This is a genomic window from Arthrobacter sp. BPSS-3 (genome assembly GCF_044628475.1).
Taxonomy (GTDB): domain Bacteria; phylum Actinomycetota; class Actinomycetes; order Actinomycetales; family Micrococcaceae; genus Arthrobacter.
On the sequence record NZ_JBIMMV010000002.1, the window covers coordinates 140,376 to 164,250 of the forward strand.

Sequence of the window (23,875 nt, forward strand, 5' to 3'; positions counted from 1 at the left end):
ATTGGCGAAGGGCCTTAGCGGTGCCGGGCCCGCCGGAAGATCCAGTGCCGCAGCATGGTGAACCGCACGGCGGTGGCGAGGAAGCCGGAGAGCGTGGTGGTCCAGAGCTCCTCGGCCACGGTGGCGTCCGGCTTGACCCAGTGCAGGATGCCCAGGCTCCCGCCGGTGATGAGCAGCGCCACCAGGATCACGATCAGGCCGTTGAGGTGGTCGCGGCGCATCCGGTGGGTGTCCGTGATCTTGAACGTCAGCCGCCGGTTCAGTGCCGTGTTCATCAGGGAGGTCAGGATCAGCGCCGCGGCGTTGGCCGGCTGCGGTCCGATCCACGGCCGCAGCAGCGCGAAGAGCGCCAGAGACGTCACCGTGCACACCACGCCGACGCCGGTGAACCGCAGCAGCTGCCGCACCACCGGGTACCGCAGCAGCCCGCGGCGCCGGGGCGCGCGGGTGACCGGGGGAGCGGGGGCCCCGGGCGGGTCGGCCTGGAGTTGGGGTTCCATCCGGCTAGTAGAGCTCCCCGGCCGGCAGCTCGACCGCCAGCCGGTTGGACGGGCCGGGCAGCGGGCAGGCCCAGGCCTCGTTGTAGGCGCAGGACGGGTTGTACGCGAAGTTGAAGTCCAGGACGAAGCTGGCGTCCGGACCGGATCCGGTCACCCCGTGGAACGCGCCCTTGATCGTGTCGATCAGGTAGCGTCCGGCCCCGTAGCTGCCGCCGGGCTGTCCCGCGGTGGCGTCGCGGAACGGCACGAAGATGCCGCCGCCGTAGCCCTGGTGCTTCCAGACGGCCAGCTGGCCGATCTCGGGCAGGTCGAAGGTGCCGAGCCGGACAAAGCGGACGACGCCGTCGGTGCCGGTCTCGACGTTCATCTCACGTCCCGCCCCTTCCGGGGTGATCGGGACGTGGAAGCGGTAGATCGGGTCGTAGTCGGCAGTCTTAAGGCCGGAGAATTCGGCCTTCGCGGCCCGGGTCAGGGGCGAGGCGGGGTGGGTACCGAACATCCGGTCGCGGGTGTGGCGCCAGTAGGCGTGCGCCTCGGCGGGGCTGTCCGCGGCGATTTTCCGGACGGTGGCGTAGAGGTCGAAGGTCCGGAGCCGCCAGTCGGCGATGTCGAGCGCGGACATCTGCAGGACGTCGTCCCCGCCGTCGGCCTCCGTCCCGGCAGCCGCATCCGACTGGACGTCCTTATCCGTACCCTCAAGATCCTGTTCCGACATCCCTCCAGCCTAACCCTGTTTGCGCCGCGGTCACCGCGCGCGGTGACGCCTCCGGCGGTCCGGGGCCGGCCGTGCCTAGACTGGCGCGCATGCACTGCACCGACACAGCCGCCGCCGCGGATGCCCTCGCCACGCTGGTCAGCTTCCGGACCGTCTCCTCCCGTGCCCGGGGCGGGACCGACGAGGCCGAATTCGAGGCGTTCCTGGCTGCGCTGCCCGGGCTGTTCCCGGGGGTGTACGCGGCCATGGACGTGGAACGGGTCAACGGCCGCGCCCTGCTGTTCCGCTGGGCCGGCGTCCCCCGCACCAGCAGCCCCACCGACAACACGGCCCCCGCAACAACCGGTACGGCCGGCGGCCTGGCGGGGCCGGCGGTGCTGATGGCCCACTACGACGTCGTCCCCGCCGGGGACGAGGCGGCCTGGACCCACCCGCCGTTCTCGGGCCACAACGACGGCACGCACCTCTGGGGCCGCGGCACCCTGGACGACAAGGGGCAGCTCGCGGTGATCCTTTCCGCCGCGGAGGCGCTGCTGGCCGAGGGGTTCGCGCCCGCCCGGGACGTCTACTTCTCCTTCGGCGACAACGAGGAAACCGCCGGGGACAGCGCCGCCGCCGCCGCGGCGCTGCTGGCCGAACGGGGTGTCCGGCCCGCACTGGTGCTGGACGAGGGCGGCGCCGTCGCCGGTGGCGCATTCCCGGGCGTTAACCGCCCGGCCGCCGTCGTCGGGGTGGCCGAAAAGGGGATCCTGGACGTCGAACTGCTCACCCGGGATCCCGGCGGCCACGCCTCCACGCCGCCCCGGATGGGCGCCACCGCCCGGCTGGCCCGGGCCATCACCCGGATCGAAAACCACCCGTTCCCGCAGCACCTGCCCGACGTCACCGCCGAGATGCTGCGCCGCTTCGGCCCGCACGCGCCCCTCCCGCTGCGGCTGGCGTTCGCCCACGTGGAGCGCCTGCGCACGCCCCTGACCTGGCTGTTCGGCCGGCTCGGCGGCGAGACCAACGCCATGACCCGGACCACCGTCGCCATCACCACGCTGCGCGGCAGCGCCGGCGCCAACGTCCTGGCCGCCACCGCCGCCGCCAACGCCAACATCCGCGTGGCCGTCGGCGAGACCGTGGCGGGCACGGTGGAGCGCCTCCGCCGGATCATCCGCGACCCGAAGGTGGAGCTGCGGGTGGTGGAGGGCAACGAACCCTCCCCGGTTTCCGCGACCCACGGCCCCGCGTGGGAGCTGCTGACGGAGTGCATCGGCATGGCCTACCCGGAGGCGATCGTCACCCCGTACATCATGATGGGCGGCACCGACTCCCGCCGCTTCACCGGCATCTGCGACGCGGTGTACCGGTTCGCGCCGTTCGCCATGGACCGGGCGGACCGGGCCTCCATCCACGCCGTCGACGAGAAGATCTCCCTCAAGGCCCTGGGCCGCGGCGTCCGCTTCTACGAAACGCTGCTCCGGAAGCTCTGAGCGTCGCCGGGACCGCACTACGCTGGCAGCATGATGCGGATGAGGCTGCGGACCGGGGTACGGGTTGGGGTGCCTGTTGGGCTGGTCGCGGCGCTGGTGCTGGGCACCGGCGCGCTCGCGGGGTGCTCCGGCGGCCCCGCCGCACCGCAATGGACGGCCGACGCCGGCGGGACGGCGACGTCGCAACCCTCCGGCGGCGCAACGCCGTCGGGCTCCGGATCGCCGGGAACCGCGCCACCGGGCTCAACGTCAACGGCCTCCGGGACTGCCACCGCCTCGCCCGGCGCCACGGCGGCGGCCTGGAAGACCTACACCGATCCGGCCAAATCGGTCAGCTTCGAGCTGCCGCAGGAGTGGATCGCCCAGTCGCAGACCCCGGCCCAGGGCAGCCTCCCCGGCGCGGTCAAGGTCGAGGTCAAGGACGCCGCCGGCCGCTACCTCGCCACCCTGCAGACGGGACTGGCGCCGCGGACGCCTGCCTCCTGCGCGCCCGAGGCAGCCAAGCCCTACATCGTGGTCAGCAGCGTGCCGGTGGACCTGCCGCACGCCTCCGGCGACGGAATGATCGACCCGCACGTGGTCTACCGCGTGATCCAGGGCTACAAGTATTTCGGCTCCTACGGCATCACCAACATCGTCGGCGGTACCGGGGGCAAGGCCTGCGCCCTGCAGAACGTGGTCCGAGGGCCCGAGGGCAAGGGCGACATCTCCTTCGGCGACCTGGGCGAGCTCACGGCCTTCGCCCCGGACCAGCGGGTGGCCCCGGCCAAAGCGTTCGACACGCTGGCCCAGGCCGACGCCTACGTCAACGAGGGGTCCGAGTTCGCCAATGTCCAGCGGATGCTAATGTCGCTGAGGATCACACAGTAGCCCTGCCGCGCCGGCCCCACGGCAGCCAGGGAACCCCCGGCGGCAGGCGCACGCGCCCCGCCCGCACCCCCGGAGAATTATGGAACGCATCGTGTCCGCCCGCATGGCCTTCAAGACCGTGGCCGGCACCAAGGTCGCCATGGCCGTGGCTGTGGCGCGCAACCCCGGCTATACCGGCTTTGACGAGGAACTCTCCGTTACCGCCGACGGCGCCGAGGTTCCCCTGACCGAGCTCGCCGACCACCACGGCGGGCGGTTCCACTACATGGAGTTCGCCGAGCCCACCGAGGTGCTGGTGGAGTACAACGCCACCGTCACCGGCGCCGCGGACCCCGAGGAGCCGGGGCTGATGGAACTGATCCGCTACGTGCGGCCCAGCCGCTACGCCGAATCGGACCGGCTGCTGCCGACGGCCTACGCCGAGTTCGGCGGCCTGCAGGGTCCGGAACTGCTGCACGCCGTCCGCGACTGGGTCTTCAACGAGCTGCGCTACGTCAGCGGCTCCTCGCGCGGTACCGACGGCGCCGTCGAGACCCTGCTGCACCGGCGCGGCGTCTGCCGCGACTTCGCCCACCTGGCCATCGCCCTGCTGCGCTCCAAAAACGTCCCGGCCCGGCTTGCGGCGGTCTACGCCCCCGGGCTGAGCCCCATGGACTTCCACGCCGTCGCGGAGGCCCACATGGACGGCGCGTGGCACGTGATCGACCCGACCGGCCTGGCGCCGCGGGAGAGCATGCTCCGGATCACCGCCGGCCGGGACTCCTCGGACACGGCCTTCCTCTCCACCGTGGGCGGCAGCCTGTCCCTGAGGGAACTCAAGGTCACCGCCACGGTGGCCGGGGACCTGCCCGAGGAGGACCCGGCCGCGCTGGTGACCATCCGCTAGGTTCGGGCCTGCACCGAGGCCCGCAGCTTGTCCGTCAGCCGCAGCAGCTCCTGTTGCTCCTCGGCGGTCAGGGCCGGGCCCACCAGGGCGGCAATGTCCCGCACGTGCTCGCGGCCGATCTGCTTCTGCAGGTCCCGGCCGGCGTCGGTGAGCCGGACCAGGACGCCGCGGCCGTCGTCGGGGGCCGGCCGCCGTTCCACCAGCCCCCGCTTCTCCAGCCGCTCCACCAGGCGGCTCAGGCTGGACTGGCTCAGCAGCACGTGGTCGTTCAGTTCGTTCTGCCGCAGCCAGCCCGTGGGGCAGCCCGAGAGGGTGAACAGCACGTCGTACTCATTGACGGCCAGGTCGCGGAACGCCGGGCCGCCCTGCAGGCGCCGCATGACGGCTACCTGCGCCCGGAACAGCGACTCCCAGGCCTGGGCCGCCAGCCGGACTGTCGGCGCCGGGGAGGTGCCGGTAGCTGTGCCGGTGCCGGTCCCCGAGCCGGGCGCCCCCGCGGCCATCATGCCTCCTGCGGGGCGGCCTGGTGGGACGCCAGCTGCGCGGCGACGCGGCCGGCGTGGGTGGGCGGCGCCGGGACGTGGGCCGGGGTCTTCTCTGCATATTCCTTGCGCAGCACCGGCAGCACCTCCTCACCGAACAGGTCCAGCTGCTCCAGGACGGTCTTCAGCGGCAGGCCGGCGTGGTCGATCAGGAAGAGCTGGCGCTGGTAGTCGCCGAAGTACTCGCGGAACGTCAGGGTCTTCTCGATGACTTCCTGCGGGCTGCCGACCGTCAGCGGGGTCTGCGAGGTGAAGTCCTCGAGGGAGGGGCCATGGCCGTAGACCGGGGCGTTGTCGAAGTAGGGACGGAACTCCTTGACCGCGTCCTGGGAATTCTTCCGCATGAAGAATTGGCCGCCGAGGCCCACGATCGCCTGGTCCGCCGCGCCGTGGCCGTAGTGCTCGTAGCGTTCCCGGTACAGGCCGATCAACTGCTGGTAGTGCTCCTTGGGCCAGAAGATGTTGTTGGCGAAGAAGCCGTCACCGTAGTACGCGGCGACCTCGGCGATCTGCGGGGTGCGGATGGAGCCGTGCCAGACGAAGGGGGCGACGCCGTCGAGCGGGCGCGGCGTGGAGGTGAAGTTCTGCAGCGGGGTGCGGTGCTTGCCGGACCAGTTGACCGTGTCCTCGTCCCAGAGCTTGCGCAGGAGGGAGTAGTTCTCGATCGCGAGTTCGATGCCGTCCTGGATGTTCTTGCCGAACCAGGGGTAGACCGGGGCCGTGTTGCCGCGGCCCAGCACCAGGTCCACGCGGCCGTCGGCCAGGTGCTGGAGCATCGCGAAGTCCTCGGCGATCTTCACCGGGTCGTTCGTGGTGATCAGAGTGGTGGCGGTGGAGAGGATGATCCGCTCCGTCTGCGCCGCGATGTAGGCCAGCGTGGTGGTGGGGGAGGAGGAGAAGAACGGCCGGTTGTGGTGCTCGCCGATGGCGTAGACATCCATGCCGATCTCCTCGACCTTCTTGGCGATCGCCACCGAGGCCTTGATGCGCTCGTGCTCGGTGGGGGTCCGGCCCGTGGTGGGGTCGGTGGTGATGTCGCTGACGCTGAATACGCCGATCTGCATGATGATCCTTTCCGTTCCGGAGGCTTCCGGGGTCCTGCTCTCAGTGTAACCGATTTACATGCATTTGCATCTATCGACCGGTATAACAGCCGCCACGCGCAGGTATTCCCGGACCTTCGCCGCCGCCGGCCATACCGGGACCTAGGATGCAATCAATCTGCTGGCCGCCCCGGGTCCAGCCCGTACGGAAGGCCCGCATGCGCCGGATCATCGCGTTCCTCTGCCTGGTGGAACTCACCAGCGGCATCCTGCAGGGGTACTACACGCCCATCCTCACGGACATCGCCCGCCACCTCGGCATCCACGACGCGGACGTCAACTGGTTCGAGGCAGCGCAGCTGACCGTCAGCGCCCTCGCCGTCCCGGTGCTGGCGAAGCTGGGCGACCTCTACGGGCACCGGCGGATCCTGCTGGTTTCCACCGCGCTCACCGCCGCCGCGTCCTGGGCAGTGGCCTTCGCGCCGGACTTCTGGACCTTCCTCGCCGCCTGGTCGCTGCAGGGGTTCTACGTGGTCTGGCTGCCGCTGGAGATCGCCCTGGTCTTCAGCCGGGTGCACGGACGGCCCGACGGCGCCGCCCTCACCCGCCGGGCGGCCGGCGTGCTGGTGGGGGCGCTGGAGTTCGGCGTGATCGCCGGCGCCCTCGCCTCCGGTGCGCTCGCCGAGGCGTTGGCCGGTCAGCTGCCGCTGGTGCTGACCGTGCCGGCGCTCGCCGTCACCGCCTGCTGGTTCGTGATCCGCTTCGGGGTCCCGGAGTCCGCCGGGCGCGCCGCGGGCCGGGTGGACACCCAGGGCCTGGCGCTGCTCGCCGTCGGCCTGCTGCTCGTCACCTCCGGCCTGACTCTGGTCCGGCTGAACGGTCCCGGTGCCTGGTGGGTGTGGGCGGTGCTGGCCGCCGGCGTCGCGGTGTTCGTCCCGTTCGTGCGGGTGGAGCTGCGCAAAGAGGACCCGCTGGTGGACATCCGGATGCTCCGGTCCCCGGCGATGTGGCCAGTGCAGCTCACGGCTGGACTCTTCGGCGTCTCGGTGCTCGGCGCCCAGGCCCCGCTGTCCACCTTCGCCCGAACCGATCCTGGCACCTACGGCTACGGGCTGGGGCTGCGCTCCGGCCAGGTCTCGATCATCATCGGGGTGTACGTGCTGGCGCTGCTCGCCGGGGCCCTGCTGTATCCGCTGGTGACCCGGCGGCTGACCCCGCGCCTAACCCTCGTGGGGGCCGCGGCGCTGGTGGGCATCGGCTACCTGCTGTTCCTGCCGCTGCACTCCAGCCTGGCCGAGACGCTCGTGAATATGGCCATCGCCGGCGTCGGCTCCGGCGCGCTGGTGGCCGCGCTGCCCTCGGCCGCGGCGGCTGCGGCCCCGTTGAACCGGACCGCCATGGCCACCGGGCTGACTAACACCACCAAGACCATCGGCGGAGCGTTCGCCTCGGCGGTGTTCGGCATCGCCCTGCTCAGCCACGCCGCGGCCGACGCCGGGGTCGGAGGTGCCGACGCGGGGCAGACCGCGGCCCCGCTGGCCGGCTACCTGCTGGTCTGGGCGATCTGCGGCGTCACCGGCCTGGCCGCGGCGGCAGCCCTGGCCCTGGTGCCCCGGCTGGCGTTCTCGGACCCGGCCCCGGAGGCTGCCGTCGGCCCCGCCGGCGCCCGCACCTGACTAGTTGCGGAGCGCCGGGGCCTCGTCCGGGTCATCGGCAGTCGCGGTTGCATCCTCTGCAACGTCCCCGTTCCGGCCAGCGGGAGCCGCGGGCCGGGCGTGGCGTCCCCGCGCCGGGGCACCCCCGACGCGCTCCAGGGCCTTCCGCTCCCGCCGGCCCTCGACCAGCCGGTACAGCACGGGGACCAGGATCAGGGTCAGGGCGGTGGAGGAGATCAGGCCGCCGATCACGACGACGGCGAGCGGCTGGGAGATGAACCCGCCGCCGCCGGTCAGGCCGAGGGCCATCGGGGTCAGGGCGAAGACCGTGGCCAGGGCCGTCATCAGGATGGGGCGCAGACGCTGTCGGGCGCCGTGGGTGATGGCATCGGCGACGTTCATGCCGGGTTCGCCGTTGCGTGGCTGACGGTACTGGTTAATCAGGTCGATCAGCACGATCGCGTTGGTCACCACAATGCCCACCAGCATCAGCATGCCGATCAGTGACGGCAGGCCCAGCGGGACCTTGGTGATCAGCAGCAGGGCAATGGCACCGGTCGCCGCGAACGGGATCGACACCAGGAGGATCAGCGGCTGCACCAGCGACTTGAAGGTGGCCACCATGATCACGTACACGATTGCGATCGCCGCCAGCAGGGCCAGGCCCAGCTGTCCGAAGGACTCGGCCTGCTGGGTCGTGGCGCCGCCGATTTCCGCGGTGACGCCCGGCGGCAGCTGGACCGTCTTCAGCCGGGCCTGCACCTCGGTGCTGACGGCCCCGAGGTTCCCGCCGGAGGGGGTCACGGAGACGCGCGCGGTCCGCTGCCCGTTGCTGGCGGTGATGGAGACCGGCACGTCGGCCTGCTCCACGGAGGCGATGGAGGACAGCGGCACGGGTCCGCGCGCGGTCGGCAGCTGCAGGTCGCGGACCGCGCCGATGCTGCTGAACTTCGTTCCCTCGCCGATCCGGACCGGGTAGTCGTTGGTGCCGATCCGGACCGTGCCGGCCGGGATCGGGCTGATGGTGGAGGCGAGGACGGCGCCGACCTGCTGTTCGTTCAGGCCGGCCGCGGTGGCCTTGGCGCGGTCCACCTTGACCTGGACCACGGGCTGGCTGGCGGCGAGGTTGGTGCTGACCTCCGAGGAGCCGGGGACGCCGTCCATGGCCTTGACCATCGTGTCGCTGGCGGCCTTAAGGTCGGCAGAACCGGCGGCCTTGAGCGTGATGTCCACGGTCGACGTCGTCCCGAAGCCGCCCTGCTGGGAGCCGACGGTGATCTTGCCGGCGTCGGAAATTGCGGCCAGCCGGGTCCGAACGGTGTCCTGCAGCTTCTTCTGGTCCGCCTTTTCGTCGGTGACCACGGTGAAGGTGGAGTTGGCGGCGCCGGTGGACTGCAGGGCGGAGAAACCGGTCTGGGCGTTGCCCGTGGTGACCTGGACGTTCTTGATCCCGTCGATGCCGCGGAGCACGTCCTCGACCTTGACGGCGGCCGCGTTGCCCTGGTCCAGGCTGGTGCCTGCGGGCAGTGCCTGGCTCACGGTCAGGCTGTTCTGGCCGGAGCTGCCCAGCAGGTCGGTGGCCAGCAGCGGGGTCATGGCGACGGTGCCGCCCAGGACCAGGACGGAGGCGATGAGCGTGATGACGGGGTGGCGCTGGGTCTTGGTGAGCACCGGGAGGTAGCCGCGCTGCAGCAGGCTGCGCCGCTCGGCGTCGTGCGCCTTCGCGGCCGCCTCGGCGGCGTCGGTGTTCCCGACGGCGTCGTCACGTGCTGTTGTGTCCCGTGCTCTTGTGTCTCGGGATCGGGGGTTGCGCAGGAACCAGTAGGCCAGTACCGGCACGATCGTCAGGGAGACCAGCAGCGAGGAGATCAGCGCGATCGTGACCGTCAGCGCGAAGGGACGGAACAGCTCCCCGGCCAGGCCCGCCACGAACGCGATCGGCAGGAACACCGCCACCGTGGTCAGCGTCGAGGCCGTGATCGCCCCGGCCACCTCGCGGATCGAGGTGAGGATCGCGGTGATCTTCGCCTCGCCATAGCTGAGGTGCCGCTTGATGTTCTCGATCACCACGATCGAGTCGTCCACCACGCGGCCGATCGCGATGGTCAGCGCGCCCAGGGTCAGGATGTTCAGCGAGTAGCCGGTGGCCTTCAGCCCGATGAACGTGATCAGGAGCGAGAGCGGAATCGAGACGGCCGTGACCAGGGTGGAGCGGACCGAGAGCAGGAACAAGAGGATGATGCCGACGGCGAAGCCCAGGCCCAGCAGGCCCTCGGTGGTGAGGTCCTTGATGGACTTCTCGATGAACGGCGCCTGGTCGAAGACAGGGGTGAACTTTGCGTTGGACCCCAGTTCCGCCTCGAGCTGCGGGATGGCGTCCTTGACCGCGTGTGAGATGCCCACGGTGTCGCCTTCGGGCTTCTTGGTGACGGAGACCGCCAGGGTCTCCTTGCCGTTGGTGCGGGTGATGGAGGTGCGGGCGTCCTCGGCGATCGAGACGTCGGCGACGCCGCCGATCGTGGCGGCGTTGCGCGCCCCGCCCAGCGGCAGGGCCTTGATGGCGTCCACGGAGTCCACCGGGCTGCCGATCTGCAGGGAGAGGGTCTTGCCCTGGTCCTGGATGCTGCCGGCCGGGACCAGGCTGCCGTTGTTCTTCAGGGCGTCGCTGATCGCCTGGATGGAGGTGCCGGCGGCCGCCATCGCCTCGGGCTTCGGCTGGATCTGGATGTGCTCGGTGGCGCCACCGGTGACCTCGGCGCCGCGGACGCCGTCGATCTTCTGCAGCCGGGGCACGCTCAGCCGGGCGAGGTCGGTGTTGAGCTCACTGAGCGGCTTGTCCGAGGAGACCGCCAGGTACACAATCGGGAAGTCACTGATGCTGCCGGCGATCGCCTGCGGCTGGACATCCTTGGGCAGCGCCTGCTTGGCGTTGGAGATGGCACGGTCGATCTGGTTCCGGGCCCGGTCCAGGTTGGAGCCGTAGGTGAACGCCAGGGTGATCTGCGAAACGCCGTTGCGCGAGGTGGACGACGTCGACTCCAGGCCCTCGACGCCGCGCAGGGCGGTCTCCAGCGGACCGCTCACTTGCTTGTCCACGACCTCGGGCGAGGCGCCCGGCATAGAGGTGATCACCGTGATCTGCGGGAACTCGATCGAGGGGATGAGCTCCTGCTTCAGTGAGGTCATGGTGATCACCCCGAAGACCGAGGCGAAGACGGTGATCAGCGCGATCAGCGCCCGGTTTCCGAGCGAGAGCCTGGCCAGCCGGAACATTCATGAACTCCTGGGGTCTACGGACGCCGTACCGGACGGGACGCCTCAAGGGACTAAACGTGCCGCAACCCGGCAGAGTTTCAGCGGGAGGCCGGGACCGTTTCGAGCTGCAGGACCTTGGCCGTGTCGGCCTCGAGCTGCGCGGCGAGCTCCGGGTTCTCGTTGAGCTTGACGCCGTAGCCCGGCATCATCTCCTTGAGCTTGCCCTGCCAGCCCTTGAAGTCCTTCGGGAAGGCCTTCTGCAGCAGTTCGATCATGATCGGCACGGCGGTGGAAGCACCCGGGGAGGCACCCAGCAGGGCGCCGATGCTGCCGTCGCGGCCCGCGATGACCTCGGTGCCGAACTGCAGCACGCCGCCCTTCTTCGGGTCCTTCTTGATGATCTGCACGCGCTGGCCGGCGGTGATGAGCTCCCAGTCGCCGTCCTTGGCCTCGGGGTAGTACTCGCGCAGGGCCTCAACCTTGGCGCCGTGGCGCTTGGCGACTTCCTTGACCAGGTAGGCCGTGAGGTCCATGTTGTCCTTGGCCACGGCCAGCATCGGGATGATGTTGGAGGGGCGGATGGACAGCGGCAGGTCCAGGTAGGAGCCGTTCTTCAGGAAGTTGGTGGAGAAGCCGGCGTACGGGCCGAAGAGCAGGGAGCGCTTGCCGTTGACGTAGCGGGTGTCCAGGTGCGGCACGGACATCGGCGGGGCACCGACGGACGCCTGGCCGTAGACCTTGGCGCTGTGCTGGGCGGCCAGGGACTCGTCGGTGCAGCGGAAGAATTGGCCGGAGACGGGGAAACCGCCGTAGCCCTTGCTCTCGGGGATGCCGGAGGCCTGCAGCAGGTGCAGGGCCCCGCCGCCGGCGCCGACGAAGACGAACTTGGCGTGGATGGAGCCGCGCTCACCGGAGCGCGGGTGCTTCAGGGACAGGTCCCAGCCGCCGTCGGCGGCGCGGCTGATGCCGGTGACGTCGTGGCCGTAGTTGATTTCCACGCCGTTGTTGCCCAGGTAGCCGGTGAGCTCGCGCGTCAGGGCGCCGAAGTCGACGTCGGTGCCTTCGGCGGCGCGGGTCGCGGCCACACGCTGCTTCGGGTCGCGGCCCTTGATGATCAGCGGCGCCCACTTGGCGATCTGCGCCTGGTCCTCGGAGTACTCCATGGAGCGGAACAGCGGGTTGGGCTTGAGCGCCTCGTAACGGGTCCGCAGGAACTTGGTGTTCTCCTCGCCCACCACGAAGCTCATGTGCGGGACGGTGTTGATGAAGCCCTTGGGGGAGCCGATCAGGGAGTTGGTGACCAGGTGGGACCAGAACTGGCGGGAGAGCTGGAACTGCTCATTGATGTGCAGCGCCTTGGACGGATCCACCGAGCCGTCTTTGGCGGCGGGGGAGTAGTTCAGTTCGCAGAGGGCGGCGTGGCCGGTACCGGCGTTGTTCCAGGGATCGGAGCTTTCCAGGCCCGGGCGGTCCAGCCGCTCGAACAGCGAGATCGTCCAGTTCGGCTCGAGCTGCTTGAGGAAGGCACCGAGCGTGGCGCTCATGATGCCGCCGCCAATCAGGACGACGTCGGCGTGTTGGGTCTTGGAAATGAAAGTCACATCAGTCTCCGGTAGCAGCGGCTCTGGCTGTCACAGAATATCCCCGCACCGCCCACTAACTGAAATTGGCCCGGCACGTCAAGACTTGAGGACCACCTTCGTGAAAACTTCGTTGAGCACCGGCGACGCCGGGTACTTCACCACCCGGTCGGAGAGCGCCAGCGCGGAGATCGGGAAGGCGATCGGCACGGCCGGCACCGACGCTGCGATCTGCGCGTTGATGGTCTGGTACTGCTCGGTGCGGTCCTTGCCGTCCGGCAGGCCGCGGGCCCGGGCGATCTTCGAGAACACCTGCGGGTCCTGGTAGCCAAACTCCCCGTTCTTCTCGCCGAAGAGCGGGCCGACGAAGTTGTCCGGGTCCGCGTAGGAACCGTTCCAGCCGAGCAGGTGCAGGGCGTGGTCCCCGGGGGAGGTGACCTTTTGCAGGTAGCCGTCGGACCAGTCCACCGGGACGGGCTTGATGTTCAGGCCGACGGCGATCAGCTCTCGGCTGATCTCGGCGTAGACCTTCTCCGGCGTCGGCAGGTACGGCCGGGTGACGTTCAGCGGGTAGTAGAACTTCAGCTCCTCGCCCTTGTACGTGGACTGGGCCAGCAGCTCCTTGGCCTTGGCCGGGTCGTGGCCCAGCGACGGGGCGTTGTTGTTGAAACCGCTCAGCTTCGGCGGCACGAACTGGGAGGCCGAGGACGTGTTGTCGATGAAGAACTTCCGGATCAGGGTGTCCTTGTCCAGGGCCATCTCGATCGCCTGGCGCACCTTGAGGTCCTGCAGGGCGGGGATGTCCTGGTTCATGCCCAGGTACATGACGGAGAACGGGTCGCGCTGGATGATCTGCTTGCCGCGCTTGACCAGCTGGTCGAAATTACCCACGGTGACGGAGTCGTAGGCGTCGATCTTGCCGTCCAGCAGCGCCTGCATCCGGGTCTGCGGGTGGTCGTAGGTGACGAAGTTGATTGTGGCGATCTGGCCCCTGTCACCCCAGTAGTTCTTGTTGCTGGAAAGCGTGACGGTGTCGTTGTCCCAGGACGTGAACACGTACGGGCCGGTTCCCACCGGCTTGAGCGCGTAGGCGGAGACCGGCTGGCCGTCCCGGGTCTGGTTCAGCACGTCCGCGGACTGCGCCGCGAGGGCCTTCGGCGAGGACATGGCGAAGGCGGGGAGGGTCAGCGCCTGCAGGAAGCCGGTGAAGGGCTGGGTCAGGTCGATCTCGACGTTGCCGCCCGCGAGCGGGGTGCAGCCCTTGTAGATGGAGAGCGAGGCCTGGTCCGCGTTGGCCTTGAAGACGCCCTTGAACGAGGTCCCGGGGGCCTGTTTCCGCAGCGCCTCGGAGAAGTTGAACCAGCGGTTGAAGTTCGTGCACACCGCGGGACCGTCGAAGGGGGTGCCGTCCTGGAAGGTCACACCGTCGCGGAGCTTGAATGTATAGGTGCGGCCGTCGTCGCTGGTCTTCCACTCGGTGGCCAGCAGCGGCGTGGGCTTGCCGCTGTTTTGGTCAACGCCCACCAGGCCCTCGAGGATCTGCCGGGTGATGCGGTACGAGTCGACGTCTGAGACCAGCGCCGGGTCCAGTCCCAGCGGGCGGGACGCGGTGCCGAAGGTAAAGGTTTCGGTGGGTCCGGTGCCGGCGGCGGCCGACGACGACGGCACCGGCCCGGGCGCGCCCGTGCAGGCAGCAACGGGAGCCAGGAGCAGCAGCGCGCCCAGGCCTGCGACGAGGCGGCGCATCCTGCGCGGTCCTCTGATGGGCGCGGTCCTGCTGGGCACTGAAGAATCACCTCGGGAAACGATGGGGCCGCCGGCTGCGGAGTGAGCCCCATTCTAGTGGACGGTGCCGTGCCGCAGACTCCCGCAGACTCCGGCGCGGCCCCGGCCCGGCCGTCATGAACGCCCCGGGCACGGCGAAGGCCCGCACCGATGGTGCGGGCCTCCGTTTTCTCCGGTCGGGTCCGGGGAGTCAAGCCGGACCCGGAAAGGGAGGTTGGTGGTGGTTACTTCGGCATCAGCACGGAGTCGACCATGTACACGGTGGCGTTGGCGGTCTTGACACCGCCGCAGACGACGTTGGCGCCGTCGACCATCAGGGCGTCCTTGCTGCCGGTCACGGTGACCGAGCCGCCCTCAACCGTCTTGTGGGTGCCCACGATCTGGTCCGGGGAGATCTTGCCCGGAACAACGTGGTAGGTCAGGATCTTGCTCAGCAGGGCGTCGTCCGTCTTGAGCTTGTCGATCGTGGCCGCGTCGATCTTCTTGAAGGCGTCATCGGTCGGGGCGAAGACGGTGAACTCGCTGCCGTTCAGGGTGTCCACCAGGTTGACCTTGGGGTTGAGCTTGCCGGAGACGGCGGCGGTCAGCGTGGTGAGGATCGGGTTGTTGGAGGCCGCGGTGGCTACCGGGTCGAGAGCCATGCCGGACACGGAGCCCGCACCGCTGGGGACCTGGGCGGCGTAGGCGGCGCAGCCGGAGCCGACCAGGTCGGCGGCCGGGTCCATGGCGCCGGCAGAGGCGCTCATCGACGGCGAGGCGCTCATGGAGGGGGAGGCTGCCATGCTCGACGCGGACGGGGCCGCAGCCGGGGCCGACGAGCTGGAGGAGCCGGTGGTGGATCCGCCGCAGGCGGTCAGGCTCAGCATGGCGACGGCGGCGATGCCGGAAACGGCGAGCGTGGTGCGCTTGATGGTCTGCATTGTGAATCTCCTTAGTTGTGCCGAGGTAATGCGTGCAACGGAGGGTTGTTCCGGTGCTGCTGTTGTTCGACTGGCGGGCACCGACCCTTGGTTGGTGTCTCACTGAAGATTCGGGCGATGGGGCCGGGGGGATGGGTGGGATTGCAGAAATATTTTAAAAACGGGAAAACCCCGGCCAGAGACCGGGGTTTTCCAAGGTGCGCAAGGGGGGACTTGAACCCCCACGCCCGAAGGCACAGGAACCTAAATCCTGCGTGTCTGCCAATTTCACCACTCGCGCGCGGCGCCGTCGTCGGCGGATCCGGGGATCCGGCGTCGGACGCCAGGGACCATTCTACAGATCGAGCTTGAGGTCCCGCCGCAGTTTGGCCACGTGGCCCGTGGCGCGGACGTTGTACTGGGCCAGGGCCACCTTGCCGTCCGGTCCCACCACCACGGTGGAGCGGATCAGCCCGTCGTAGGTCTTGCCGTAGTTTTTCTTCTCGCCCCAGGCGGCGTAAGCCTCGGCGACCTTGTGGTCCGGATCTGACAGCAGGGGGAAGGTCAGGCCCTCATTCTCGGCGAACGTGGCGAGTTTGGCGACGGGGTCGGGGGAGATGCCGACGACGTCGTAGCCGGCGGCGGAGAGCGAAGCGAGGGAGTCCCTGAAATCGCAGGCCTGCTTGGTGCAGCCCGGGGTCGCGGCCGCCGGGTAGAAGTAGACGACGGTGCTGCGGCCCTTGAAGTCCTTGAGGCCCACGGTGCGGCCGGTGGAATCCTGGAGGCTGAAATCGGGCGCGCTGTCGCCGGGGATGAGTCGTTCTGCCACGGTGGGCTCCTGTTCTGGGACGCTCCGGAGAGCGGATGTGACGGACGGAACCCCAGCTTAGTGAGCGCCTAAACCGACGACGAATCAGGGATTCGGTATACTGCTTACTATGCCCGATTTGGATCGCTGGCCCACTGGCCGCCTTTTGTCCACGGCAGCACGCCTGGTTGAGCACTCCTGGAATGAAAAGCTGGGAGCAATCGGCCTTACCCACGCGGGGGTCATCGCGATGGAAGTGCTCTCCGTCCATGGCCCCATGACCCAGGCGCAGCTGGCACAGCTGGTGCGTGTCCAGGCTCAGACGATGGGCAAGACCCTCAGCCGCCTCGAGGCGCACGGCCACATCTCCCGTGAGCGCAGCGTCTCTGACCGGCGCAGCCACGTGGTGACGCTGACCGACCGCGGCCGGGAGGCCGTCGTCGCCGCCGCGGACATGGAACGCTCCGTGCTCGCCGCCGCGTCCATCGACCCGGATACCCTTCGCCACGAGCTGCAGGCCGTGGTGCGTGAACTTGCAAACCGCATCTCCTCCACCGAGGACGCGAAGGACATTGTCGACGCCCCTGCACCCAAGGTGTCGGCGGACGCAGGCACCCTCTCCTAGCCTGTCCTTTCCGGCCGGCACCGTCCTGCCCCCGGGAGCACGGCGCGAACTGCGTGTCACGCCCCGGGGTGCCGGTCGACCTCGCATAGGGTTGTGTGCCATGGACACGTCGCACCCGCCGGAGCTGGAAGGGCAGACCTCGATCAATGAGCTGCTCGACGAGCCCGTGGGCGCAGATCCCGTCCAGTTGGTCCTGCCCCTGCTCTTCCACCCGGCGCTCCGCGTCCGCGGCTGAGCCCGCGCCGGAGGTTGCCATGACCGATCACCGCTGTGCGCGCCGCCCCTCCCCGGGAGCCGTTGCCGCGACTCTGGCCGCCACGGTCCTGGCCCTCACGATCTCCGCGGCACCGGCGAAGGCCGAGACCTGCGCACCCGTGATCGTGTTGCCCCTCGGGCCCTGCCAGCCGACGGCACCGTCCAGTCCCAGGCCCACGGCCACCGTTAGCCCGGCGCCTGCCCCCACCACAGCCCCCGTGGCCCCTGCACCAGCCCCGGCCGTTCCCGCTCCCGTGGCCCCGGCACCGGTTTCCCCGGCGGACCGGGCCGCCCCGGCCGCCTCCGGTGTGCCGCCGGCAACGACGGCGCCTGCCACACCCACGAGCCCTGCGTCCCCTTCCCGGGCGCCCTCCGCTTCCGTTCCGCCGCAGCCCGCCGCCCCTACCCTCCCGGCGGACGCTCCGTCGGGCGGAGGCGCCACGGACGCGCCGGAACCGGGGGAGCGGGGCACCATGGGGCTGGGGGCTGCTCTGCTGGCCGGCGGCGGCGTCCTGGTCTCGGCATCAGCTGCCCTGGGACTGCGCGCCCGCCGCCTCCGGCTGCGCTGACCGGAACCCCCTCGCCGCAGCGGCTCCCTGCCTTCGGGTAATCCACCTTGCCGCCCGAAATCCGCGCAGACACAAAAAAGCCGCTCCAACTCCGACTTTCATCGGTGTTGGAGCGGCTTCTTTTCGTGTGCACCCCCCGGGACTCGAACCCGGAACCCATTGATTAAGAGTCAATTGCTCTGCCAGTTGAGCTAGAGGTGCAGCTGTTGTTTTCGTTCCCCCGGGCTGTTTATTTCCCGCGGTGTTCTCCGCAACGACATGAAACTCTACACGAGATTTGCCGGAGTGCGAAATCGGGGCCCGGGAGGTTGTCCAGGCGGGCGGGACGACGCGCGGCAACCCCGCAATTCCGCGGATTTCCGGGCCTCGGGGGCCCGCCCGCCCTGCCCTGAACGGATGCCGGGAGGGGCGGCGGGCCGGCGTTGCAAAGTGTGAAGTGAGTCACAGTCCGGAAGCGTCAGAGCCTGACGCGGCGGGGCGGGCGGAAACCGGCCGCCTCTGCGTGCGCGGCCGACTCGAACCACACCCCGGCCCGGGTCTCCTCGTAGCCCTGGCTGGTCTCCTCGAAGTAGGTCATGGTTTCCGCGTCACCCTTGACGGTGAAGTCGGCCGGGCCGCTGCCGTCGGCGGCCGGTGCGGCCGAGCCGACGCCGTAAGGCTGCTCGGCGGCAAGGTGGCCGGCGGGCTCCGGTTCGGGCATCGGTTCCGGCATCGGCTCGTGGCTGGGAGCAGGCGCCGGTTCGTGAGCGGGTTCGGTCGCCGATTCGTGCACCTGCTCCTGGGCCGGGGGAGCGGAGTGGCTGGCCGAGCCCTCGACCGCGGCGGAGGATGCCGCCGCCTGCAGGGTCTCCGCTTCTGCGGCCTCGGCCGCCGCGGACTCCGCCCCTGGGAGAGTGGGCGCGTGCGGTCCGGTGTACTCCGGGTGGTGCACCGGCGCGGCTTGGGCTTCCGCGGGGGCAGCCTCAGCAGGGGCTGTCTGGGTAGCGGGCTCAGGTGCGGCGGTGGGTTCTGAGGCGGCGGCCGGTGCTGCGGACGGTGCGGGCTTGGCGGACGGTGCGGGCTTGGCGGCCGGCGCGGGCTCGGGGACAGGCGCCGCGGCTGCCGGAGCAACGGGCTCCCGCTCGGCTGCCCGCGGCGTGCTGCCGGCGGCCGGTGCACCGGCGGACTGCGTGCCGGAAGCCTGGGTGCCGCCGGTCCGTCGGCTGTTGCGGTTCAGGAGCGTCCACACCACCGCGACGATCAGCACGATGACAATGAGCCAGATAATCCAATCCATGGCCGGATCCTTCGGGTCGGGCGGCAGGGTTGCCGTGTGCTTGACGTTACGTCCGGCCCTCGCGGGTGTCCAGCAACGCCCGGACGGCCCGTGTAGCCTCGGCTCATGGACTTCAAGAGGCTGCGGATCCTCCGCGAACTGGCGGACCGCGGCACCGTCGGGGCCACCGCGGAGGCCATGCAGGTCACCCCGTCTGCCGTCTCCCAGCAGCTGAAAACGCTGCAGGAGGAACTCGGGGTGGTGCTGGTCGAGAAGTCCGGGCGGGGCGTCCGCCTGACCGAGGCCGGCCTGGCGATGGCCGGCGCCGCGGCCGAAGTGTCTACCGCCATGGCCCGGGCCGAGGCCACCATCGACACCTACCGCCGCGGCTGGCAGACACGGGTGAGCGCGGCGTTCTTCCCCAGCGCCGCGGAAATGTTCCTGCCCGGCCTGCTGCATCGGGTCCGCGAGATCGACGGGCTGCGCTTCGAGGCCCATTTCGAGGACCCCGGCGTCGCCGGCTTCGCCGCCCTGGCCGCCGACTACGACGTCGTCCTGGCGCACAGCGTGGACGGCCCCGAGGTCTTCGCCCGGCAGGGCCTGGAGGTGGTCCCGCTCCTCGACGAGCCGCTGGACGTTGCGGTTCCCGCGGGGCATCCGCTCGCGGCCAAGGCCAGCCTCAGTGCCCAGGACGTCATCGGCTGCCCGTGGATGGGCGTGCCGGACGGCTTCCCCTTCGATACCGTGCTGCGCCAGATCGAGATGCAGGCAGACTCCCCGGCGCTGCGGGCCCAGCTCTACCCGGATTTGCGCGTCCTCGAGGCCCTGGTCAGTGCCGGGCACGGGCTCAGCCTGCTGCCGCGCTACACGGCCCTGAAGAACCAGGGCCGCGGCTTCGTGCTGCGCCCCCTCCGGGGCGTGAAGGCGAGCCGCAGCATCGTGGTGCTGGCCCGCCCCGAGGCCGCGGCACGCACCACCATCCAGGAAGTGATCGCCCTGCTGCAGGCCGAGGCGCGGGCGGTGGCGTTGGCGCCGGAACTGCGTGGCGGAGATCACGGAAAACCTGCGGGTCATGCGGCGGCTTCCGCAGTCTAGGACGTGAGTCCGCCGTGGGGGCGGAAATATTCCGGAATTGCCGCTTTATCCGGCCGGGCGGCTCGTTGGCATCCTCGCCGGACCCATAGACTTTGAGCCATGAGCCAGGACACCGAAGCAGCAGCAGCCACACCGGACATCAAGCCCCGCAGCCGCGTCGTCACCGATGGCATCCACGCAGCCCCGGCCCGCGGCATGTTCCGCGCCGTCGGCATGGGCGACGACGACTTCGCCAAGCCGCAGGTGGGCGTCGCCAGTTCGTGGAACGAAATCACCCCCTGCAACCTCTCCCTGAACCGGCTGGCCCAGGGCGCCAAGGAAGGCGTCCACGCCGGCGGCGGCTTCCCGATGCAGTTCGGCACCATTTCCGTCTCGGACGGCATCTCCATGGGCCACGAGGGCATGCACTTCTCCCTGGTCTCCCGCGAAGTCATCGCCGACTCCGTCGAAACCGTCATGCAGGCCGAGCGGATCGACGGCTCCGTCCTGCTGGCCGGCTGCGACAAGTCCCTCCCCGGCATGCTGATGGCGGCGGCCCGCCTGGACCTCGCCAGCGTCTTCCTCTACGCCGGCTCGATCATGCCCGGCTGGGTCAAGCTAGAGGACGGCTCGGAAAAGGAAGTCACCCTCATCGATGCCTTCGAAGCCGTGGGCGCCTGCGCCGCCGGCAAGATGAGCATGGAGGACCTGACGCGCATCGAAAAGGCCATCTGCCCGGGCGAAGGTGCCTGCGGCGGCATGTACACCGCCAACACCATGGCCTGCATCGGCGAGGCCCTGGGCATGTCCCTCCCCGGTTCCGCCGCCCCGCCCTCGGCCGACCGCCGCCGCGACGACTTCGCGCGCAAGTCCGGCGAGGCCGTGGTGAACCTGCTCCGCCTCGGCATCACGGCCCGCGACATCATGACCAAGAAGGCCTTCGAGAACGCCATCGCCGTCACTATGGCCTTCGGCGGTTCCACCAACGCGGTCCTGCACCTGCTCGCGATCGCCCGCGAGGCCGAGGTCGAGCTGACCCTGGACGACTTCAACCGCATCGGCGACAAGATCCCGCACCTGGGCGACCTCAAGCCCTTCGGCCGCTACGTCATGACCGACGTCGACAGGATCGGGGGCGTGCCCGTGATCATGAAGGCGCTGCTCGACGCCGGCCTGCTGCACGGCGACTGCCTCACCGTGACCGGCAAGACCGTCGCGGAGAACCTGGACGCTATCAACCCGCCGGACGTCGACGGCAAGATCCTCCGCGCCCTGGACAACCCGATCCACAAGACCGGCGGCATCACCATCCTGCACGGCTCGATGGCCCCGGAAGGCGCCGTCGTCAAGAGCGCCGGCTTCGACGCCGACGTCTTCGAGGGCACCGCCCGCGTCTTCGAACGCGAGCAGGGCGCCCTGGACGCGCTGGACAAGGGTGAGATCAAGGCCGGCGACGTCGTCGTCATCCGCTACGAGGGCCCCAAGGGCGGCCCGGGCATGCGCGAGATGCTCGCCATCACCGGCGCCATCAAGGGCGCCGGCCTCGGCAAGGACGTCCTGCTGCTGACCGACGGACGCTTCTCCGGCGGCACCACCGGCCTCTGCATCGGCCACGTGGCGCCCGAAGCGGTCGACGGCGGCCCAATCGCCTTCGTCAAGGACGGCGACCGGATCCGCGTCGACATCGCCGCCCGCTCCTTCGACCTGCTGGTCGAGCCCGCCGAGCTGGAAGCCCGCAAGGAAGGCTGGCAGCCGCTCCCGGCCCGCTACACCAAGGGCGTGCTCGCCAAGTACGCCAAGCTCGTCCACAGCGCCTCCACCGGCGCCTATTGCGGCTAGCACCTCTTTTGGGCCGCGGCGCGACGCCGCGACCCCGTTCAGCAGGTGGACAATGGTGTCCAAATAGTGAGACAGGCGTCGGCCTCGTTGACACCCGTCTCGCTCAGAGGGAAAACTGAACGCATGACCGCAATCGTTACCGCCGGCATTGCTGCAGGTGTATCCGTCGTCCTTACCAAGCGCGTGGCCTCATAGCCTCCACTGGTAACGAACCGTCACGCGCAAACCCCTCGAAGAGCCGGCAGGCTGAGGGGTTTTTTTATTTCCGCTCCACCCGCACCGCCAGCACCACACGATCACTGTAGATCCACCCGAAGATCCACCTAAGGAAGAGTCCGATGAGCAAAGGATCGCCGATCAGCCCCTCGCTGATGGCTACGAAGTCCGCTGGAGCGCACAAAGCTCCGGAACGCGTCGAACGACCGGCCGACACCGCCGTCGTCGAGCATGCTGCTGCCTCTCCCGTCCTTGGGCCGAACAACGTCGTACCCCCGACGGTGATGACCGGCTCGCAAGCAATCGTCCGCGCACTCGAAGAACTCGGCGTCGAGGACATTTTCGGTTTGCCCGGTGGCGCGATCCTGCCCACCTATGACCCTTTGATGGCCTCCAGGATGAATCACGTCCTGGTCCGTCACGAACAGGGAGCCGGCCACGCCGCGCAAGGCTATGCCATGGTTACCGGACGGGTGGGCGTCTGCATCGCCACCTCCGGCCCCGGTGCCACCAACCTCGTTACCGCCATCATGGATGCCCACATGGACTCCGTGCCGATGGTGGCCATCACCGGCCAGGTCTCCAGCGGAGTCATCGGCACCGATGCCTTCCAGGAAGCCGACATTGTCGGCATCACCATGCCGATCACCAAGCACTCGTTCCTGGTCACCGACGCCAACGACATTCCGCACGTGATGGCGGAGGCGTTCCACCTCGCCTCGACCGGCCGCCCCGGCCCGGTCCTAGTGGACGTGGCCAAGGACGCCCAGCAGTCCGAGATGACCTTCTCCTGGCCGCCGAAGATCGACCTGCCCGGCTACCGCCCGGTGCTCCGCGGCCACAGCAAGCAGGTCCGGGAGGCGGCACGCCTGATCGCGGCAGCCAAGAAGCCGGTCCTGTACGTCGGCGGCGGTGTGGTCAAGGCCCACGCCTCCGCGGAGCTGCGGGAACTGGCCGAGCTTTCCGGCGCCCCCGTGGTCACCACCCTGATGGCCCGCGGCGTTTTCCCCGACTCCCACCCGCAGCACGTCGGCATGCCCGGCATGCACGGCACGGTCTCGGCCGTCACCGCGCTGCAGCAGTCGGACCTGCTGATCACCCTCGGCGCCCGCTTCGATGACCGGGTCACCGGCATCCTCTCCTCCTTTGCCCCCAATGCAAAGGTGATCCACGCGGACATCGACCCCGCGGAAATCTCCAAGAACCGCACCGCGGACGTGCCGATCGTGGGTTCGGTCAAGGAGATCATCCCCGAACTGAGCGAAGCCCTGCGTCTGCAGTTCGAGGCCTCCGGCACCCCGGACCTGGCCAACTGGTGGGCCTTCCTGAACAACCTCAAGGAGACCTACCCGCTCGGCTGGACCGAACCCGAGGACGGCCTGACCGCTCCGCAGCGGGTCATCGAGCGGATCGGTGCCCTGACCGGCCCCGAAGGCGTCTACGTGGCCGGCGTGGGCCAGCACCAGATGTGGGCCTCGCAGTTCATCAAGTACGAGCGCCCGCACGCCTGGCTGAACTCCGGCGGCGCCGGCACCATGGGCTACGCCGTGCCCGCGGCGATGGGCGCCAAGGTGGGCAACCCGGACCGCGTGGTCTGGGCGATCGACGGCGACGGCTGCTTCCAGATGACCAACCAGGAACTGGCCACCTGCGCGATCAACAACATCCCCATCAAGGTCGCCGTCATCAACAACTCCTCCCTGGGCATGGTCCGCCAGTGGCAGACCCTGTTCTACGAGGGCCGTTACTCCAACACGGATCTCAACACCGGCCACGACACCGTCCGCATCCCGGACTTCGTCAAGCTCGCCGACGCCTACGGCTGCGCGGCCCTGCGCTGCGAACGCGACGAGGATATCGACGCGACCATCCAGAAGGCCCTGGAAATCAACGACCGTCCCGTGGTGATCGACTTCGTCGTCAGCCCCAACTCCATGGTCTGGCCGATGGTGCCCGCCGGAGTGAGCAACGACCAGATCCAGGTCGCCCGGAACATGACCCCGGACTGGGAAGAAGAGGACTGACC

The 23,875-nt window shown here is 69.5% G+C and carries 20 protein-coding genes and 2 tRNA genes; 10 read left to right on the forward strand and 12 right to left on the reverse strand.

Going from position 1 to position 23,875, the window contains the following annotated elements:
* Positions 1 to 14: 14 nt before the first annotated feature.
* Together ACFVY3_RS03630 and ACFVY3_RS03635 are read right to left on the reverse strand one after the other, a co-directional pair.
* A complete protein-coding gene (locus ACFVY3_RS03630) occupies positions 15 to 500 on the reverse strand; it encodes a GtrA family protein (protein ID WP_290257458.1) in 486 nt (161 codons plus the stop codon).
* A gap of 4 nt (positions 501 to 504) precedes the next feature.
* Complete coding sequence (locus tag ACFVY3_RS03635) at positions 505 to 1,122, reverse strand: DUF1684 domain-containing protein (RefSeq protein ID WP_377970776.1); 618 nt, start codon at positions 1,120 to 1,122, stop codon at positions 505 to 507.
* Positions 1,123 to 1,304: 182 nt separating this feature from the next.
* Here ACFVY3_RS03635 and ACFVY3_RS03640 point away from each other — a divergent pair, with 182 nt between their 5' ends.
* From ACFVY3_RS03640 to ACFVY3_RS03650, 3 genes are all read left to right on the forward strand, one after another.
* Entirely contained in the window at positions 1,305 to 2,693 is a 1,389-nt protein-coding gene (locus tag ACFVY3_RS03640) for a M20/M25/M40 family metallo-hydrolase (protein WP_400158793.1), read from the forward strand.
* Between the two features lie 30 nt (positions 2,694 to 2,723).
* Positions 2,724 to 3,563, forward strand: coding sequence for a hypothetical protein (locus tag ACFVY3_RS03645; RefSeq protein WP_400158794.1), 840 nt, complete (start codon positions 2,724 to 2,726; stop codon positions 3,561 to 3,563).
* Positions 3,564 to 3,642: 79 nt separating this feature from the next.
* Positions 3,643 to 4,449 (forward strand): transglutaminase family protein, encoded by an 807-nt coding sequence (locus tag ACFVY3_RS03650; protein WP_400158795.1) that lies wholly within the window; start codon positions 3,643 to 3,645, stop codon positions 4,447 to 4,449.
* Here ACFVY3_RS03650 and ACFVY3_RS03655 read toward each other — a convergent pair.
* Together ACFVY3_RS03655 and ACFVY3_RS03660 are read right to left on the reverse strand one after the other, a co-directional pair.
* A complete protein-coding gene (locus tag ACFVY3_RS03655) occupies positions 4,446 to 4,952 on the reverse strand; it encodes a MarR family winged helix-turn-helix transcriptional regulator (protein ID WP_364135773.1) in 507 nt (168 codons plus the stop codon). The genes ACFVY3_RS03650 and ACFVY3_RS03655 overlap by 4 nt on opposite strands.
* Positions 4,952 to 6,055, reverse strand: coding sequence for an LLM class flavin-dependent oxidoreductase (locus ACFVY3_RS03660; protein WP_400158796.1), 1,104 nt, complete (start codon positions 6,053 to 6,055; stop codon positions 4,952 to 4,954). Before ACFVY3_RS03660 ends, ACFVY3_RS03655 begins: the two co-directional genes overlap by 1 nt.
* Before the next feature lie 197 nt (positions 6,056 to 6,252).
* Between ACFVY3_RS03660 and ACFVY3_RS03665 the strand changes: the two genes are divergently transcribed.
* Positions 6,253 to 7,710 carry an MFS transporter gene (locus ACFVY3_RS03665; RefSeq protein WP_400158797.1) on the forward strand — a complete coding sequence of 486 codons (1,458 nt, stop codon included), beginning with the start codon at positions 6,253 to 6,255 and terminating at the stop codon, positions 7,708 to 7,710.
* On the opposite strand, the gene ACFVY3_RS03670 is transcribed toward ACFVY3_RS03665, so the two are convergent.
* From ACFVY3_RS03670 to bcp, 6 genes are all read right to left on the reverse strand, one after another.
* On the reverse strand, positions 7,711 to 10,962 hold the full coding sequence (locus ACFVY3_RS03670; protein WP_400158798.1) for an efflux RND transporter permease subunit: 3,252 nt from the start codon (positions 10,960 to 10,962) through the stop codon (positions 7,711 to 7,713). It abuts the gene before it with no gap.
* 80 nt (positions 10,963 to 11,042) lie between these two features.
* Positions 11,043 to 12,545, reverse strand: coding sequence for a malate:quinone oxidoreductase (locus ACFVY3_RS03675; RefSeq protein WP_364134866.1), 1,503 nt, complete (start codon positions 12,543 to 12,545; stop codon positions 11,043 to 11,045).
* A 78-nt stretch (positions 12,546 to 12,623) separates the two neighbouring features.
* Entirely contained in the window at positions 12,624 to 14,270 is a 1,647-nt protein-coding gene (locus ACFVY3_RS03680) for an ABC transporter substrate-binding protein (protein ID WP_400158799.1), read from the reverse strand.
* A gap of 263 nt (positions 14,271 to 14,533) precedes the next feature.
* A complete protein-coding gene (locus ACFVY3_RS03685) occupies positions 14,534 to 15,229 on the reverse strand; it encodes a fasciclin domain-containing protein (protein ID WP_377970038.1) in 696 nt (231 codons plus the stop codon).
* Positions 15,230 to 15,427: 198 nt separating this feature from the next.
* A tRNA-Leu gene (locus ACFVY3_RS03690) sits at positions 15,428 to 15,509 on the reverse strand.
* Positions 15,510 to 15,563: 54 nt separating this feature from the next.
* Positions 15,564 to 16,037: a thioredoxin-dependent thiol peroxidase gene (gene bcp, locus ACFVY3_RS03695; RefSeq protein ID WP_400158800.1), complete on the reverse strand. Its 474-nt coding sequence runs from the start codon at positions 16,035 to 16,037 to the stop codon at positions 15,564 to 15,566.
* A 109-nt stretch (positions 16,038 to 16,146) separates the two neighbouring features.
* Between bcp and ACFVY3_RS03700 the strand changes: the two genes are divergently transcribed.
* The 3 genes from ACFVY3_RS03700 to ACFVY3_RS03710 all read left to right on the forward strand — a co-directional run bounded on the left by ACFVY3_RS03700 (position 16,147) and on the right by ACFVY3_RS03710 (position 17,465).
* Positions 16,147 to 16,641, forward strand: a complete 495-nt coding sequence (locus tag ACFVY3_RS03700; protein ID WP_290257470.1) for a MarR family winged helix-turn-helix transcriptional regulator — start codon at positions 16,147 to 16,149, stop codon at positions 16,639 to 16,641.
* A 100-nt stretch (positions 16,642 to 16,741) separates the two neighbouring features.
* Positions 16,742 to 16,876 carry a hypothetical protein gene (locus tag ACFVY3_RS03705; protein WP_290257472.1) on the forward strand — a complete coding sequence of 45 codons (135 nt, stop codon included), beginning with the start codon at positions 16,742 to 16,744 and terminating at the stop codon, positions 16,874 to 16,876.
* A 19-nt stretch (positions 16,877 to 16,895) separates the two neighbouring features.
* Positions 16,896 to 17,465, forward strand: coding sequence for a hypothetical protein (locus ACFVY3_RS03710; protein WP_400158801.1), 570 nt, complete (start codon positions 16,896 to 16,898; stop codon positions 17,463 to 17,465).
* A 128-nt stretch (positions 17,466 to 17,593) separates the two neighbouring features.
* On the opposite strand, the gene ACFVY3_RS03715 is transcribed toward ACFVY3_RS03710, so the two are convergent.
* Positions 17,594 to 17,666: transfer RNA gene (locus ACFVY3_RS03715), tRNA-Lys, on the reverse strand.
* 256 nt (positions 17,667 to 17,922) lie between these two features.
* On the reverse strand, positions 17,923 to 18,741 hold the full coding sequence (locus ACFVY3_RS03720) for a hypothetical protein (protein WP_377970044.1): 819 nt from the start codon (positions 18,739 to 18,741) through the stop codon (positions 17,923 to 17,925).
* 105 nt (positions 18,742 to 18,846) lie between these two features.
* Between ACFVY3_RS03720 and ACFVY3_RS03725 the strand changes: the two genes are divergently transcribed.
* The 3 genes from ACFVY3_RS03725 to ACFVY3_RS03735 all read left to right on the forward strand — a co-directional run bounded on the left by ACFVY3_RS03725 (position 18,847) and on the right by ACFVY3_RS03735 (position 23,873).
* Complete coding sequence (locus tag ACFVY3_RS03725; RefSeq protein ID WP_377970045.1) at positions 18,847 to 19,815, forward strand: LysR family transcriptional regulator; 969 nt, start codon at positions 18,847 to 18,849, stop codon at positions 19,813 to 19,815.
* Between the two features lie 99 nt (positions 19,816 to 19,914).
* The gene (gene ilvD / locus ACFVY3_RS03730; RefSeq protein WP_377970047.1) at positions 19,915 to 21,633 is read left to right on the forward strand and encodes a dihydroxy-acid dehydratase; all 1,719 of its coding nucleotides are present in this window, start codon (positions 19,915 to 19,917) and stop codon (positions 21,631 to 21,633) included.
* 338 nt (positions 21,634 to 21,971) lie between these two features.
* Positions 21,972 to 23,873 (forward strand): acetolactate synthase large subunit, encoded by a 1,902-nt coding sequence (locus tag ACFVY3_RS03735; RefSeq protein WP_364134887.1) that lies wholly within the window; start codon positions 21,972 to 21,974, stop codon positions 23,871 to 23,873.
* Positions 23,874 to 23,875: the final 2 nt, after the last annotated feature.

Coding starts and splice junctions, on each gene's coding strand:
- ACFVY3_RS03670 (WP_400158798.1), bottom strand. CDS start 10,962: ATGTTCCGGCTGGCCAGGCTCTCGCTCGGAAACCGGGCGCTGATCGCG.
- ACFVY3_RS03650 (WP_400158795.1), top strand. CDS start 3,643: ATGGAACGCATCGTGTCCGCCCGCATGGCCTTCAAGACCGTGGCCGGC.
- ilvD (WP_377970047.1), top strand. CDS start 19,915: ATGAGCCAGGACACCGAAGCAGCAGCAGCCACACCGGACATCAAGCCC.
- ACFVY3_RS03635 (WP_377970776.1), bottom strand. CDS start 1,122: ATGTCCGCGCTCGACATCGCCGACTGGCGGCTCCGGACCTTCGACCTC.
- ACFVY3_RS03725 (WP_377970045.1), top strand. CDS start 18,847: ATGGACTTCAAGAGGCTGCGGATCCTCCGCGAACTGGCGGACCGCGGC.
- ACFVY3_RS03640 (WP_400158793.1), top strand. CDS start 1,305: ATGCACTGCACCGACACAGCCGCCGCCGCGGATGCCCTCGCCACGCTG.
- ACFVY3_RS03705 (WP_290257472.1), top strand. CDS start 16,742: ATGGACACGTCGCACCCGCCGGAGCTGGAAGGGCAGACCTCGATCAAT.
- ACFVY3_RS03720 (WP_377970044.1), bottom strand. CDS start 18,741: ATGGATTGGATTATCTGGCTCATTGTCATCGTGCTGATCGTCGCGGTG.
- ACFVY3_RS03735 (WP_364134887.1), top strand. CDS start 21,972: ATGAGCAAAGGATCGCCGATCAGCCCCTCGCTGATGGCTACGAAGTCC.
- ACFVY3_RS03700 (WP_290257470.1), top strand. CDS start 16,147: ATGCCCGATTTGGATCGCTGGCCCACTGGCCGCCTTTTGTCCACGGCA.
- ACFVY3_RS03630 (WP_290257458.1), bottom strand. CDS start 500: ATGGAACCCCAACTCCAGGCCGACCCGCCCGGGGCCCCCGCTCCCCCG.
- ACFVY3_RS03710 (WP_400158801.1), top strand. CDS start 16,896: ATGACCGATCACCGCTGTGCGCGCCGCCCCTCCCCGGGAGCCGTTGCC.
- ACFVY3_RS03665 (WP_400158797.1), top strand. CDS start 6,253: ATGCGCCGGATCATCGCGTTCCTCTGCCTGGTGGAACTCACCAGCGGC.
- ACFVY3_RS03655 (WP_364135773.1), bottom strand. CDS start 4,952: ATGGCCGCGGGGGCGCCCGGCTCGGGGACCGGCACCGGCACAGCTACC.
- ACFVY3_RS03645 (WP_400158794.1), top strand. CDS start 2,724: ATGATGCGGATGAGGCTGCGGACCGGGGTACGGGTTGGGGTGCCTGTT.
- ACFVY3_RS03685 (WP_377970038.1), bottom strand. CDS start 15,229: ATGCAGACCATCAAGCGCACCACGCTCGCCGTTTCCGGCATCGCCGCC.
- ACFVY3_RS03680 (WP_400158799.1), bottom strand. CDS start 14,270: ATGCGCCGCCTCGTCGCAGGCCTGGGCGCGCTGCTGCTCCTGGCTCCC.
- ACFVY3_RS03660 (WP_400158796.1), bottom strand. CDS start 6,055: ATGCAGATCGGCGTATTCAGCGTCAGCGACATCACCACCGACCCCACC.